Annotated in this window: 9 protein-coding genes and 1 pseudogene; 8 read left to right on the top strand and 2 right to left on the bottom strand. The window is 57.8% G+C overall.

Going from position 1 to position 14,560, the window contains the following annotated elements; translation table 11 throughout:
- Nucleotides 1-72 precede the first annotated feature (72 nt).
- Nucleotides 73-1,221: a GlxA family transcriptional regulator gene (locus BBA90_RS09960; protein ID WP_065648989.1), complete on the bottom strand. Its 1,149-nt coding sequence runs from the start codon at nucleotides 1,219-1,221 to the stop codon at nucleotides 73-75.
- A gap of 336 nt (nucleotides 1,222-1,557) precedes the next feature.
- Nucleotides 1,558-2,868, bottom strand: a pseudogene (locus BBA90_RS09955) (L-serine ammonia-lyase); the annotation flags it as partial.
- A 375-nt stretch (nucleotides 2,869-3,243) separates the two neighbouring features.
- On the opposite strand from BBA90_RS09955, the gene glyA reads away from it, so the two are divergent.
- The 8 genes from glyA to BBA90_RS09915 all read left to right on the top strand — a co-directional run bounded on the left by glyA (nucleotide 3,244) and on the right by BBA90_RS09915 (nucleotide 14,554).
- Entirely contained in the window at nucleotides 3,244-4,509 is a 1,266-nt protein-coding gene (gene glyA / locus BBA90_RS09950; protein WP_065648987.1) for a serine hydroxymethyltransferase, read from the top strand.
- Between the two features lie 85 nt (nucleotides 4,510-4,594).
- Nucleotides 4,595-5,848, top strand: coding sequence for a sarcosine oxidase subunit beta family protein (locus BBA90_RS09945; RefSeq protein ID WP_065648986.1), 1,254 nt, complete (start codon nucleotides 4,595-4,597; stop codon nucleotides 5,846-5,848).
- Nucleotides 5,849-5,859: 11 nt separating this feature from the next.
- Nucleotides 5,860-6,147, top strand: coding sequence for a sarcosine oxidase subunit delta (locus tag BBA90_RS09940; protein WP_065648985.1), 288 nt, complete (start codon nucleotides 5,860-5,862; stop codon nucleotides 6,145-6,147).
- A 12-nt stretch (nucleotides 6,148-6,159) separates the two neighbouring features.
- A complete protein-coding gene (locus BBA90_RS09935; RefSeq protein WP_065648984.1) occupies nucleotides 6,160-9,180 on the top strand; it encodes a sarcosine oxidase subunit alpha in 3,021 nt (1,006 codons plus the stop codon).
- Nucleotides 9,173-9,844: a sarcosine oxidase subunit gamma gene (locus BBA90_RS09930; protein ID WP_065648983.1), complete on the top strand. Its 672-nt coding sequence runs from the start codon at nucleotides 9,173-9,175 to the stop codon at nucleotides 9,842-9,844. The genes BBA90_RS09935 and BBA90_RS09930 overlap by 8 nt, the downstream gene beginning before the upstream one ends.
- 67 nt (nucleotides 9,845-9,911) lie before the next feature.
- Nucleotides 9,912-10,772: a formyltetrahydrofolate deformylase gene (gene purU / locus BBA90_RS09925; protein WP_065648982.1), complete on the top strand. Its 861-nt coding sequence runs from the start codon at nucleotides 9,912-9,914 to the stop codon at nucleotides 10,770-10,772.
- 181 nt (nucleotides 10,773-10,953) lie between these two features.
- Complete coding sequence (locus BBA90_RS09920) at nucleotides 10,954-12,612, top strand: BCCT family transporter (RefSeq protein WP_039385230.1); 1,659 nt, start codon at nucleotides 10,954-10,956, stop codon at nucleotides 12,610-12,612.
- Nucleotides 12,613-12,676: 64 nt separating this feature from the next.
- Nucleotides 12,677-14,554, top strand: a complete 1,878-nt coding sequence (locus BBA90_RS09915; protein ID WP_065648981.1) for a DUF294 nucleotidyltransferase-like domain-containing protein — start codon at nucleotides 12,677-12,679, stop codon at nucleotides 14,552-14,554.
- Nucleotides 14,555-14,560: the final 6 nt, after the last annotated feature.

The raw sequence follows: 14,560 nt of genomic DNA, 5'->3' as shown, positions 1-14,560 counted from the left end.
CCGATGAGCGGACATAAAAAAGCTGCCATGAAGGCAGCGTTTTCAGCCGGCGTGAATTACAGGCGGGATGCGTCAGACATCCGTTGATAAAGCGACTGAGCCAAAGGTTGGCTCAAAACGCGCTTCATTCAGGATGCGCAGAGAAGCCGATACCGTACTCTCCTGCTGCCAGTTGGTCAGACCGGGCAGTTCTGCCATAAAAAATTGCGTCAGCGTTTTGCCGCCTCCCTGGCTGTGTACGCCCCGCCGCTCTTCGCGTGGCGGTACGCCAAGGTGTTCGCGGTAACATTTGCTGAAGTGCGGCGTAGAGACAAAGCCACACGCCAGGGCTATTTCGATAATCGACATTGAGGTCTGTTTCAGCAGCTGGCGGGCGCGGAACAGCCGCAGCTTGAGATAGTATCGTGAAGGCGAACAGCGCAGGTATTTCTGAAACAGCCGTTCCAGCTGGCGCCGCGACAGGCCCACGTAGCCTGCCAGCTCGTCAAGATCGATCGCCTCCTCAATATTGGCCTCCATCAGCGAGACCGCTTCAACCAGGCTTGGCTGCGCCGTACCGAGTACGTGGCGCAGCGGAATACGCTGGTAGTCTGATTCATTGCGTACGCGATCGCAGATGAACATCTCTGAGATCCCGGCGGTAAGCTGGTGACCAAAATGGCGCTGGATCATCGTCAGCATCATATCCATGGGCACGGTGCCGCCGCTGCTGGTCATGCGATCGTGCTCAATCACAAACAGCTGGTTGGTACAGATGACTTTGGGATACGCCTCCTGCATTGACGCAATACACTCCCAGTGTGCGCTGCAGTGATACCCATCCAGTAGCCCGGCTTCCGCCAGCAGATAGGGTCCGGTACAGATGCCGCCAATCAGGATTTTGCGGCGCGCCATGCTCTGCAGCCAGCTCACCTGACGGCTGGTATAACTGCGGGTAATGTTGACACCCCCGACCACGATCAGCACATCCAGTGCTGCCACGTTAGCCATCGAATGATCGGGCGTAATTGAAATACCATCACTTGCCACAACGGGCGCACCCTCTTCACTGACGGTACACCAGCTATACAGCTCTTTGCCGCTTAGCTGGTTCGCCATGCGTAAAGGTTCCACTGCGGTTGCCAGAGCCATCATGGTGAAATTATTGACGAGTAAAAAGCCTACGCTGCGCTTTTTAATATCATTAGAGGGACTTTTCAAAATTGCGTCTGTGTCGAACATGTGCGCTGACCTCTATATAGGCTAAACAGAAACATTACCCGGGGGCATTTCCCCCAATCGCTTTCCATCACCTATAGAGTAAGCAACAGACATGCCATTCGTCACCAGGATAGACATCCCGAAAATGACACACAGTTAACATAAGCGAAACAAATGTTTGTTCAGCTTCACAGATTTGATCTTTGCTGCCGCGTCAGCGTCTGTTAGCCTCAAAACAGTGCAGGCGCTGACCCGTTTTGGTTAAGTCAGCGCATTTTGCACCCTTTTACGTCACTGTTCACTGCCTGCGCACATTACGATCTGCATAAGATGCTGTAACCAATTACTTACACAGCATTAACATTCAATCGCATTGACCGCCAGACCGCCTTTCGACGTCTCTTTGTATTTATCCTGCATGTCGCGTCCGGTATCGCGCATGGTACGGATCACTTTATCCAGCGAAATAAAGTGCTGACCATCACCGCGCAGCGCCATCTGCGCGGCATTGATCGCTTTCATTGCCGCAATCGCGTTGCGTTCAATACAGGGAACCTGCACCAGTCCGCCCACCGGATCGCAGGTCAGGCCAAGGTTATGCTCCAGCGCAATTTCAGCCGCGTTCTCTACCTGTTCCGGCGTACCGCCCAGCACTTCTGTCAGCCCGGCTGCCGCCATTGCACAGGCGGAACCGACCTCTCCCTGACAGCCCACCTCAGCGCCGGATATAGAAGCATTCTTCTTACACAGCGCGCCGACGGCCGCCGCGGCCAGCAGGAAATCCACCACATCTTCTTCGCGCGCGCGCGCTTCAAACTGCATGTAGTACATCAGTACGGCCGGTACAATACCGGCTGCGCCGTTGGTCGGTGCCGTCACCATCCGCCCGCCTGCGGCGTTCTCTTCGTTGACCGCCAGCGCATAGAGGTTGATCCAGTCCATAGCAGAGAGCGTGGAGCTGATGACATTCTCCGCTGAGGCGCGGCGCAGGGACTGATACAGCGCTGGCGCACGGCGGCGCACCTGCAGCCCGCCAGGCAGTATGCCCTCCTGGGCCAGCCCGTTAGCGATACACTGCTGCATCACCTCCCAGATCTGCGCCAGCCCGCTGCGGATCGCCGCTTCGTCACGCCACACCTTTTCATTTTCCAGCATCAGCGTACTGATACGCAGCCCTTTTTCGCGGCAGTGCGCCAGCAGTTCCGCTCCGCTGTTAAAGTCATACGGCAGTGAGCACTGCGGCACCAGATGTGCCGTGGCCGTTGCCTCCTCTTCATCCAGTACAAAGCCGCCGCCAATGGAGTAATAGACCACGGAAAGGCTGTCGCCGGTGCGAAAGTACGCGCTCAGCCGCATGGCGTTCGGGTGATAAGCGAGCACGTCATCCACGAACAGCAGATCCTGATGCCAGTCAAACTCGATGTTTTCGCCCCAGGGCAGTGTTACCGAACCGGTTTCGCAGATCGCCTGCACCGTGGCGTTAATGATGTGCGGATCGATGGTATCCGGTGAGGCTCCCATCAGCCCTAACAGCACCGCTTTATCAGTACTGTGGCCGCGTCCGGTTGCGCTCAGCGAGCCAAACAGTTCGATCTTGATGCGGCAGAGCGCCTGCCGCCTGTCACTGTGGCTCAGCTGCTCAACAAAGCGCTGTGCCGCGCGCATGGGCCCGACGGTATGCGAACTGGAGGGGCCAATTCCGACTTTAAATAAATCGAAGACGCTAATACTCATTCTGCTCTCCCGGGCTCACGGCCATGTAGTGTTTAACCGCCGCATTATCGGTGGCGTAAAAAATTAATGGATGCCGGATAACGACGCATTTCACCGTGAACTCGCCATTTTCCGCCCGGCACGGCCGCGCCAGCCTGCTGCAGACAGGCAGGCGCCGCCCTATGTCGCAAATTGACATAGCCCCGGCGTTACCAAACATCCTGGCCGCAGTGGCGCTGGGTATTATCAACCCACACTCAATTTACCGCTGCCCTGAATGGCTCAGTACCGGAGCAGGCGCCGCGCGATTATCCGGGCAAGGAGACAGGCATGTTTGCGAAGAGCGACACGATTCAGAGCTTTGACAGTGAACTGTGGCAGGCGATAGAGCAGGAAGCGGTGCGTCAGGAAGAGCACATCGAGCTTATCGCTTCAGAGAACTACACCAGCCCGCGCGTTATGCAGGCGCAGGGTACGGTACTGACCAATAAATATGCGGAGGGCTATCCGGCCAAACGCTACTACGGCGGCTGCGAATATGTCGACATCGTGGAGAAACTGGCGATAGAACGCGCCTGCACGCTGTTCGGGGCCGATTATGCCAACGTGCAGCCGCACTCCGGCTCACAGGCCAACGCGGCGGTGTACATGGCGCTGTGCCAGCCGGGCGACACCGTTCTGGGCATGAGTCTGGCGCACGGCGGCCACCTGACGCACGGCGCACACGTGAACTTCTCCGGCAAGATCTATCACGCCGTGCAGTATGGGCTGAATGAAGCCACGGGCGAGATCGACTACGACCAGGTGGAAGCGCTGGCGCTGGAGCATAAGCCAAAGATGATTGTGGCTGGCTTCTCTGCCTATTCACGCGTGGTTGACTGGGCACGCTTTCGCGCTATCGCCGACAAAACAGGCGCGTGGCTGTTTGTCGATATGGCGCACGTCGCGGGCCTCGTTGCCGCCGGCATCTACCCTAATCCGCTGCCGTTCGCTGACGTAGTTACGACCACCACGCATAAAACCCTGCGCGGTCCGCGCGGCGGTCTGATCCTGGCGAAAGCCAACCCGGAGCTGGAGAAGAAGCTGAATGCTGCCGTGTTCCCCGGAGGCCAGGGCGGTCCGCTGATGCATGTGATCGCCGCTAAAGCCGTGGCCTTTAAAGAGGCGATGCAGCCTGACTACGCGAAGTATCAGCGTCAGGTCGTTAAGAATGCGCAGGCGATGGCAGAGGTATTTGTCTCGCGCCAATACGATGTGGTGTCAGGGGGTACAGATAACCATCTGTTTCTGCTTAGCCTGATCAAACAGGGCCTGACCGGTAAAGCGGCGGATGCCGCGCTGGGCCGCGCCAATATTACCGTTAATAAAAATGCCGTACCAGGCGATCCACAGTCGCCGTTTGTGACCTCCGGCCTGCGTATCGGTGCGCCGGTGATCACCACGCGCGGCTTCAGTGAGGAGAACTGCCGCACGCTGGCAGGCTGGATCGCAGACATCCTCGACGTGATGCACAACGAGGAGCATCTGGAGGCGAAAATTGCGCAGGTGAAACAGCAGGTGCTGTCGCTGTGTGCAGATTTCCCGGTTTATCGCTAAGCCAGAACGCCCCCGGCCAGCCGCGGGGCGCCGTCTTACCCTCTGTCCATTCGCACACGCGGTATCGTTACGGGAGTAGATAACTATGCAACGCTATTCAGGATTTGGCCTGCTCAAACACAGTCTGAGCTATCACGAGAACTGGCAGAAGGTCTGGCGCAACCCGACACCGCAGAAACGCTATGACGTCATTATTATCGGCGGCGGTGGCCACGGCCTGGCCACCGCTTACTATCTGGCAAAGGAGCACGGCATCACCAACGTGGCGGTGCTGGAAAAGGGCCACCTCGGCGGTGGCAACATCTGCCGCAACACCACCATTGTCCGCTCTAACTACCTGTGGGATGAATCAGCCGCGCTCTATGAGCACTCCATGAAACTCTGGGAAGGACTGTCGCAGGAGCTGAACTACAACCAGATGTTTTCGCAGCGTGGTGTCTATCACACCTGCCATACGCTGCAGGATCTGCGCACCAATGAGCGGCTGGCTAACGCCAACCGCCTGCAGGGCGTCGACAACGAAATGGTCTATGGCGACCAGCTGCAGCGTGAGATCCCGGCGCTCGACTGCAGTAAAGATGCGCGTTATCCGGTGCTTGGCGCTTCAGTACAGCGGCGCGGCGGCAACGCCCGTCATGATGCGGTGGCCTGGGGGTATGCCCGCGCAGCCGACAGTCTGGGTGTGGATCTGATCCAGAACTGTGAAGTGATCGATATGGAGATCAGCGACGGCAAGATCACCGGCGTGAAAACCCGCAACCATGGCGTAATCAAAGCCGACCGCGTGGGCTGCGTGACCGCCGGCAACTCCGGTGTGATGGCAAAAATGGCGGGCTTTGAACTGCCGGTTGAGTCGCATCCGCTGCAGGCGCTGGTTTCAGAGCCGATTAAACCTTTCCTGGATACGGTTGTGATGTCCAACCATGTACACGGCTATATGAGCCAGTCTGATAAAGGCGACCTGGTGATTGGTGCCGGCATTGACGGCTGGGTCGGTTATGGTCAGCGCGGATCGTACAGCGTGATTGAGCATACGATCCAGGCGATTGTTGAGCTCTTCCCCTGCACCAGCCGCGTACGCATGAACCGTCAGTGGGGCGGCATTGTCGATACCTGCCCTGACGCCAGCCCCATTCTTTCAGCGACCCCGGTACGCAACCTGTTTTTCAACTGCGGCTGGGGCACCGGTGGTTTTAAAGGCACGCCCGGCTCCGGCAACCTGTTTGCTCACCAGCTGGCGCACGGCACGCCGCATCCAATCGCTGAACCTTTTGCAATGTCCCGTTTTTACACCGGGGCCCTGGTTGATGAACATGGCGCTGCGGGCGTGGCCCACTAAGGACTTTTAGCATGCTGCACATTTACTGTCCTCACTGTGGTGAGTATCGCGAAGAAGAAGAGTTTCATCCGCGCGGTCAGGCGCATATCGCCCGGCCCGCTAATCCGGATGCCTGCAGCGACGAGGAGTGGGGAACCTTTCTCTATTTCCGCAAAAATCCGCGCGGTATGCATAACGAACTCTGGGTACATAGCGCCGGCTGCCGTAAATTTTTTAACCTGACGCGTGACACACAGACGTATGAAATCAAACGTGTTTATACACTCGATGAACAGCCTGAAGCCGGCGAGCAAGGGTAAGGAGCGCAGAGCATGAGCCAGAAAAATCGCCTGCCGTCCGGCGGCAGAATCAATCGTTCCACCCCGCTGAACTTTACCTGGAACGGCCGTCAGTATCAGGGCTATGAAGGCGATACCGTCGCGTCTGCCCTGCTGGCCAACGGCATTGATATTGTCGGACGCAGTTTTAAATACAGCCGCCCGCGCGGCATCGTTGCCGCGGGCGCGGAAGAGCCGAATGCCGTACTGCAGCTGGGTGCAACGGAAGCGACTCAGGTACCCAACGTGCGCGCCACGCAGCAGACGCTCTATGAGGGCCTGGTCTGCTCTGCCACCAACGGCTGGCCCAATGTGGAATCTGACCTGATGGGGCTGGTGGGTAACCTCGGCGGCAAAGTGATGCCGCCCGGCTTTTACTACAAAACCTTTATGTATCCGCAGTCAATGTGGCCGACTTACGAGAAATTTATCCGTAAGGCCGCCGGGCTGGGACGCGCGCCGCAGGAGAAAGACCCGGATATTTATGACGCCATGAATCAGCACTGCGATGTGATGATCGTGGGCGCCGGTCCGGCGGGCCTGATGGCGGCGCTGACCGCCGGCCGCAGCGGTGCGCGCGTGATCCTGGCGGATGAGCAGAGCGAACCGGGCGGACACCTGCTCGCCAGCCGCGAACTGATCGAGGGCAAGCCGGCCGCCGACTGGGTTGCAGAGGTGGTGGCAGAACTGGCCACCATGCCGGAAGTGACGCTGCTGATGCGCGCGACGGTGAACGGCTATCACGATCATAACTTCTTAACCATTAATGAGAACCGCACAGATTACCACGGCGACCGCGCGGCAGCCGGACAGGTACGTCAGCGCATGCACCGCGTGCGGGCGCACTGGGTAGTGCTTGCCACCGGTGCGCAGGAGCGCCCGCTGGTCTTCAGCCATAACGATGTGCCCGGCTGCATGATCGCTTCCGCCATCTCCGTCTATATCAATCGCTATGGCGTGGTGCCCGGCAATCAGCTGGTGCTGATGACCACCAACGACAGTGCCTATCAGACTGCGCTGGACTGGGCCGATGCCGGTCGTGAGGTTGTGGCCGTGGTCGATACGCGCGCCGCCACTAAAGGTGAGCTGGCCGCCGCCGTGCGCCGCCGCGGTATTCGGGTGATCAACGGCAGCGCGGTGATCGACGTACAGGGTAAAAAGCGCGTCAGCGGCGTCACCATTGCCGCTATCGATAAGAAAGGCGATGCCCTTACCGGCAAGCCCTTTACCCTCTCCTGCGATACCGTGGCCAGCTCCGGTGGCTGGAGCCCGGTGATCCACCTCGCCGGACATACCGGCAGCCGTCCGGTCTGGAACAGCGACGTCATTGGCTTCCTGCCTGGCCCCACCACGCAGCAGCAGCTGACGGCGGGTGGCATCAACGGCCGCTACGCGCTCGACAATGTGCTGCAGGAGGGGATCAAAGCGGGTCAGGACGCCGTGCTGAAACTTGGGCTGACGCCGGTTGAGGTCGCGCTGCCTGAGGTGAAAAAGTGGATTGAGCATACGCCCGCCGCGCTGTTTCATATTCCGCACACCAAACCAATCAGCCGGGCGCCTAAACAGTTTGTTGATTTCCAGAACGACGTGACGGCGGCCGGCATTGCGCTGGCAACGCGTGAAGGGTTTGAGGCGATTGAGCACATCAAGCGCTATACGGCGATGGGGTTTGGTACCGATCAGGGAAAGCTCGGCAACATCAACGGCATGGCGATTGCCGCCAAAGTGATGGGCAAAACCATTCCCGAGACCGGCACCACGGTGTTTCGTCCGAACTATACGCCGATCGCTTTTGGCGCTATCGCGGGGCGTAACTGCGGTGAGCTGTTTGATCCTAAACGCTTTACCGCCATGCATAAGTGGCACGTACAGCAGGGTGCGAAGTTTGAGGATGTCGGCCAGTGGAAACGTCCGTGGTACTACCCGCGTCCGGGGGAAACCATGCAGCAGTCGCTGGATCGCGAATGCCGCGCAGTGCGCAGCGGCGTCGGTATCCTTGACGCGTCCACCCTCGGCAAAATTGATATTCAGGGTAAAGATGCGCGCGAGTTCATCAGCCGCGTCTATACCAACGCCTGGGCTAAGCTCGGCGTGGGCAAGTGCCGTTACGGCCTGATGTGCGGTGAAACCGGCATGGTGTTTGACGACGGTGTAACCTCCTGCCTCGCGGAGAACCATTTTCTGATGACCACCACGACCGGCGGCGCGGCGCACGTTATGGAGTGGCTGGAGCTCTACCATCAGACTGAATGGCCGGAGCTGGAAGTGTTCTTCACCAGCGTGACCGATCACTGGGCAACCATGACCATTTCCGGTCCTGAGAGCCGCAACCTGCTGGCGGAACTCTGCAGCGATGTCTCTCTGGATAAAGAGACCTTTAAGTTCATGGACTGGCAGGAAGGCACGGTTGCCGGCGTACCGGCGCGTATCTTCCGCATCTCATTTACCGGTGAACTGTCGTTTGAGATCAACGTGCAGGCAAACTACGGGCTTGCGGTCTGGGAGAAGCTGTTTGAGCACGGGGCGAAATACGATCTGACGCCGTACGGCACGGAGACCATGCACATTCTGCGTGCGGAGAAAGGTTTCATTATTGCCGGTCAGGATACGGATGGGTCCGTCACGCCGCACGATCTCAATATGGGCTGGTGCGTCGCCGATTCAAAACCGTTTAGCTATATCGGCAAGCGCGGTATGGCGCGGGAAGACTGTGTGCGCGAGCAGCGTAAACAACTGGTGGGCCTGAAAACGCGTGACCCGCTGGTGGTGCTACCGGAAGGTGCGCAGGCGGTAGCCAATCCGCAGCAGTCGGTGCCGATGGATCTGCTGGGCCACGTCAGCTCCAGCTACTGGAGCGCCAATCTGAACCGCAGTATCGCGATGGGCTTTATCAAAGGCGGGCTGCAACGTATGGGCGAAACCGTGTTTTATCCGCTGGCAGATGGCCGTGTGGTTGAAGCGGAAATCTGCAGCCCGGTCTTTATCGATCCGAAAGGAGAACGTCAACATGTCTGAAACCCTCTTACCTGAAACCAAACCCGCAGGGACCGTCAGACAGGTCGCGGTCATGAACCAGGTCGCGCCGCAGGTGCGCGCCGAGTCGCCGCTGCATCACGCCGATCGCGGTCCCGTCACCGCCAGTCAGTCTCAGCAGGCAGGCGTTGAACTGCGCGAGCTGGCGCTGTACGGGCATCTGGTACTGCGCGGTTCGCAAAACAATGCGAGCTTTATGCAGGGCTGCCTGACGGTATTAGGTGTCCCGCTGCCTGCCGCGCCGCTGACCTCTGCCGAAGATGGCGATATCTCCGTGCGCTGGCTCAGTCCCGATGAGTGGCTGGTGGTGCTGCCAATGGATCAGCTGTTCCCGGTAGAAAAAGCGCTGCGTGCCGAAATCGACGGCCACTGTTCGGTGGTGAACGTCAGCGGCGGCCAGACCATTCTGGCGCTCTCCGGTAAACATGCTGTGGATGTGCTGAAAAAGAGCACGGTGCTTGATCTGCATCCGTCACAGTTTCCGGTCGGCAAAGTTGCCGGGTCGGTGTTTGCGAAGAGCAGCGCGCTGATCCGCCGCACCGGTCCGGAAAGCTGGGAGCTGGTGATCCGCCGCAGTTTCGCAGAGTACATCTGGCTCTGGCTACGGGATGCCAGCCGTGAATATGGCCTGAAGATCACCACGTAATATCCGGCCGTGCCGGCGCGGCTAACTGCCCGCCGGCACGCCTTTCTCTTATTATCAGGAGTCGCCCATGAGCGTGCTGCCCGATTCATGGATTTTTACCGCCAGCTGCCCGAGTAAATTAGGCACGGTGGATGTCGTGACCCGGTTTATGGCGGAATCGGGTCACTATATTAATGAAATCCATTCGTTCGATGACCGCGTCAGCCACCACTTTTTTATTCGCGTTGCTTTTTCACCCGCTGCGCAATTCAGTACCGATATATTCCGTGATAATTTCACTCCGCGTGTAGCCCCGTTTGAAATGCAATGGCAGCTTACCCCGCCGCAGCATCGTGAGCGCGTGGCCATTCTGGTCTCTAAATTTGATCACTGTCTGAATGACCTGTTATTCCGGCATCGCACCGGACAATTATCTATTGATGTGCCCCTGATTATTTCTAACCACCCCGATCTCTGCTCACTGGCTGAATGGCACGGCATTCCCTGGTACCATCTGCCGGTAAATAATGCGAATCGCGCAGAACAGGAAGCTCAAATTCTTGCTCTGCTGGATCAATATAATATCGACCTGGTGGTACTGGCACGCTATATGCAGGTTCTTTCGCCGCTGATGTGTGAAAAGCTCGACGGTAAAGCCATTAATATTCATCACTCACTGCTGCCCGGATTTAAAGGCGCACGCCCCTACCATCAGGCGTGGGAAAAAGGCGTCAAAATGGTCGGTGCCACAGCGCACTACGTTAATAATGACCTGGATGAGGGACCCATTATTACGCAGGGTATTCAGAGTGTCGATCACGCGCTTTATCCCGATGACCTGATCAGTCGCGGCCAGGATATTGAACGCGTCACGCTATTTAATGCAGTACGTTATCACGTTGAAAAACGCGTATTTTTAAGCGGCAAGCGCACGGTGGTTTTCAGTTAACCGGTGCAATCGCCAATAAAAAGTGCAGTGAATGCACCAGCAGGCTGCACGTTTTTATCTTTTTTCGGAAAACAGGGTAATCAGGGATTGATCACGACCTTCAGCGTTAAATAAAACAGAACCTGTCCTGACATCAGCGGCAGGTTTTTAACAACAACACGTAAGTCGCGAGGAAATCACTATGGCGGATTCCAGAGATCCGATGACGCCTGATGGCGAAGTATCGCCCTATGATACTGACTATCAGGTAGGCCAGGATAATATTATCGTGAATGTCGGACCCTTTGGTCTGGATATTCACAACCGGGTATTTGCGATATCCGGCATCGCCGTAATTCTATTCGTTATATTAACGCTGGCGTTTCAGAGTGATGTTGCCCCGCTGTTCAAAGGCATGCTGAGCTGGCTTACCACTAAACTCGACTGGTTTTTCATTGGCGCAGGCAATATTTTTGTCATCATCTGTCTGGGACTGGTTTTCTCACCGCTGGGCAAGGTTCGGCTCGGCGGCACCCTCGCCCGTCCCGATTACAACTACGTCACCTGGTTCTCGATGCTGTTTGCCGCCGGCATGGGTATCGGCCTGATGTTTTACGGCGTCTCTGAGCCGCTGTCGCATTTCTCCAGCGCGATAGGCGGCACGGCCACTGAAAATGGCGTGCGTACCGACTGGGCGCCGCTGGGCGGTGCGAGTGGATCAGCAGAAGAGGCTACGCGGCTGGCCATGGCGGCTACGATTTTCCACTGGGCGCTCCATCCGTGGGCGATCTATGCGGTTCTTGCCCTGGGGCTGGCCCTCTTCACCTTTAACAAAGGCCTGCCGCTGACTATCCGGTCACTCTTTTATCCGCTGCTGGGTGATGCCGTATGGGGCTGGCCCGGTCATCTGATCGACATTCTTGCCGTGCTGGCCACGCTGTTTGGCCTCGCCACCTCCCTGGGGCTGGGTGCTTCGCAGGCCGCATCCGGACTGAATTTCCTGTTTGATGTACCGCTGGGACAAACCACGCAGATTGTACTGGTGATCGCGATTACCGCTATTGCCACCTTTTCTGTGGTCGCCGGGCTGGACGCCGGGGTGCGGCGCTTATCAGAAGCGAACATGATCCTCGCCGGTCTGCTGCTGCTGTTTATTATCGTGGTCGGCCCGACCATGCTGCTGTTTAGCGGCTTTTTCTCTAACCTCGTCTCCTATATTGAGTTCCTGCCCGCGCTCTCCAATCCGGTCTCCCGTCCCGACAGCAATTTTGCCGCCGGCTGGACCTCCTTCTACTGGGCGTGGTGGATCTCCTGGTCACCGTTTGTCGGCATGTTTATCGCGCGTATTTCACGTGGCCGCACGGTACGGGAGTTTATTATCTCCGTGCTGCTGGTCCCGTCACTGGCGTGTGTACTGTGGATGACGGTACTGGGCGGCACCACTATCCATCAATATTTTACTGAGGGATATCAGAGTATTGCTGATGCCATTCTGCCGCTGCAGCTCTTTACCATGCTCGACACGCTGCCGCTGGCAAAAATCACCTGCGTGGTCGCCATCATTCTGGTGGTGGTGTTCTTTGTCACCTCAGCTGACTCCGGCACGCTGGTGATCGATATCATCGCCTCCGGCGGTAAAATTGAATCCCCGACTGCGCAACGCGTATTCTGGTGCGTGTTTGAAGCGCTGGTCGCCATCGTACTGATCCTCGGCGGCGGGCTGGATGCCCTGCAGGCAATGGTGGTCTCCACCGGATTGCCTTTTGCACTGGTGCTGCTGGTCGCATCGGTCGCCGTTGTAAAGGGATTGCTCTCTGAGCCACGCCCGACGCGCCCGGCTCCCGCTGTGCGCAATCAATAGCACGCACGCAGGCGGATAGCCGGCCAGGCTATCCGCCGCTGCAGGTGCAGGAAGGGAGATTGCTATGCAGGCCGGACATCAGGAAATCATCGACTTTATTCAGCGCTACCCGCCGTTTAACAGCCTGCCGCTGGCGGCACTGGCGCGCATTGCTGCCACCCTTGAAGTGAGCTATTACAAAGCCGGTACGCCGATCCTCACCTTTGGCCAGCAGGTCGACGCCTGGTATATCATCCGCAGCGGCGCGGTAGAGATTTATCGCCGCAACGGCGACCTGTATAACCGACTGAGCGCCGGCGGCTATTTTGGTGAGTTCGGTTTATTGCGTGAGAACAGCGTGCGCTTTCCGGTTACCGCGCTGGAAGATACGCTGACCTATCTTATTCCCGCCCCGATTTTTAATGAGCTATTCAGCAAATACGAAGAGTTTGCCGATCTGGTCGAGGTGGAAGATCGCACCCGCCTGCGGCAAACCGTTGCGCGAACCGAAGAGGCGAGCGGCCTGATGACGTCACGCATTGAAGCGCTGATTAGCCGGCTACCGGTGACCATCGACAGCCGCGCCACGGTGTGTGAAGCGGCGCAAAAAATGAGTAAAGAAGGGGTGTCGTCACTGCTGATTGTGACCCCGGATGCTGACGGGGAAACCCCGCAGCGACTGGCGGGCATCGTGACGGATAAAGATCTGCGCGATCGGGTCATTGCCCGCGGGCTGAACTTCAATACGCCGGTCGGAACGATCATGACCGGGCAGCTGACGCACGTCGCTCATCATCAGCTGGTATTTGAAGCGATGCTGATCATGATGCAGCACAACATACATCATCTGCCGGTGCTGAAGCAGGGTCAGCCGGTCGGGGTGATCTCTCAGTCAGATATCATCCGCTATGAGTCGCAAAACAGCCTGTTTCTTGTCAGCCGTATTTTTCACTGCAACAGCATCAGTGAGCTGAGCGCGCTGAAAAATGAGGTACGCGCCTGTTTTAGCCGCATCGTGCGCGAAGACGCCAATTCGCAGATGACGGGCCGCGCCATGGCGGTTATCGGGCGCAGCTTCACGCAGCGGCTGCTGGCGCTGGCTGAAGCTGAACTGGGGCCGCCGCCGGTGCCCTACTGTTTTATTACGCTGGGATCGATGGCACGTCAGGAGCAGCTGCTGGTCACCGACCAGGATAACGCGCTGATCCTCGACAACCGGTATGACGCCTTCCGGCATGAAGCCTATTTCATGGCGCTGGCACGCCGCGTCTGCGATGGCCTGGCGGCCTGCGGCTATCACTACTGCAGCGGCAATATCATGGCCACCAACGGGCGCTGGCGTCAGCCGCTGGCCGTCTGGGAAGGATACTTTGATGAATGGATTGACACCCCTTCCCCGCAGACGCTGCTGGATAGCGCAATTTTCTTCGATCTTGATGCCGTCTGGGGTCAGCTGGAGTGGGGTGAGCAGCTGAATAAACGCATCACGCATAAGGTCCGGCACAACTCGCGCTTTCTCGCCTGTATGGCGCGCAACGCGCTGCTGCGCAAACCGCCGCTGGGTTTCTTTAAAAATTTTGTGATGGAGCCTTCGGGTCAGCACACGCAGTCCATCGATATGAAACGTCGCGGCACTGCCCCGCTGGCCGATCTGATCCGCGTGCATGCGCTGGCTGCCGGTTCAGCAGCACGCAACTCGTTTGACCGGCTGCAGGATATTATGCAAACCGACCTGCTGCCGCACGGGCGCGGTCAGGATCTGCGTGACGCACTGGAATTTATCTCGATGGTACGTATCCGGCATCAGGCGCAGGACGTGGAGAGCGGTCAGGAGCCGGATAACCGCATTGAGCCGCTCAATCTCTCTGAGTTCGAGCGCAAAAACCTTAAGGATGCCTTTCAGATCCTGAGCAACGCGCAGAAATTCCTGAAATACCGTTATCAGCCAGGCCGGAAAGTGTGAGGTAAC

The sequence above is a fragment of the Pantoea eucrina genome (genome assembly GCF_001691555.1).
Classification (GTDB): domain Bacteria; phylum Pseudomonadota; class Gammaproteobacteria; order Enterobacterales; family Enterobacteriaceae; genus Pantoea; species Pantoea borealis.
This window is presented reverse-complemented; position numbering and strand designations above follow the sequence as displayed.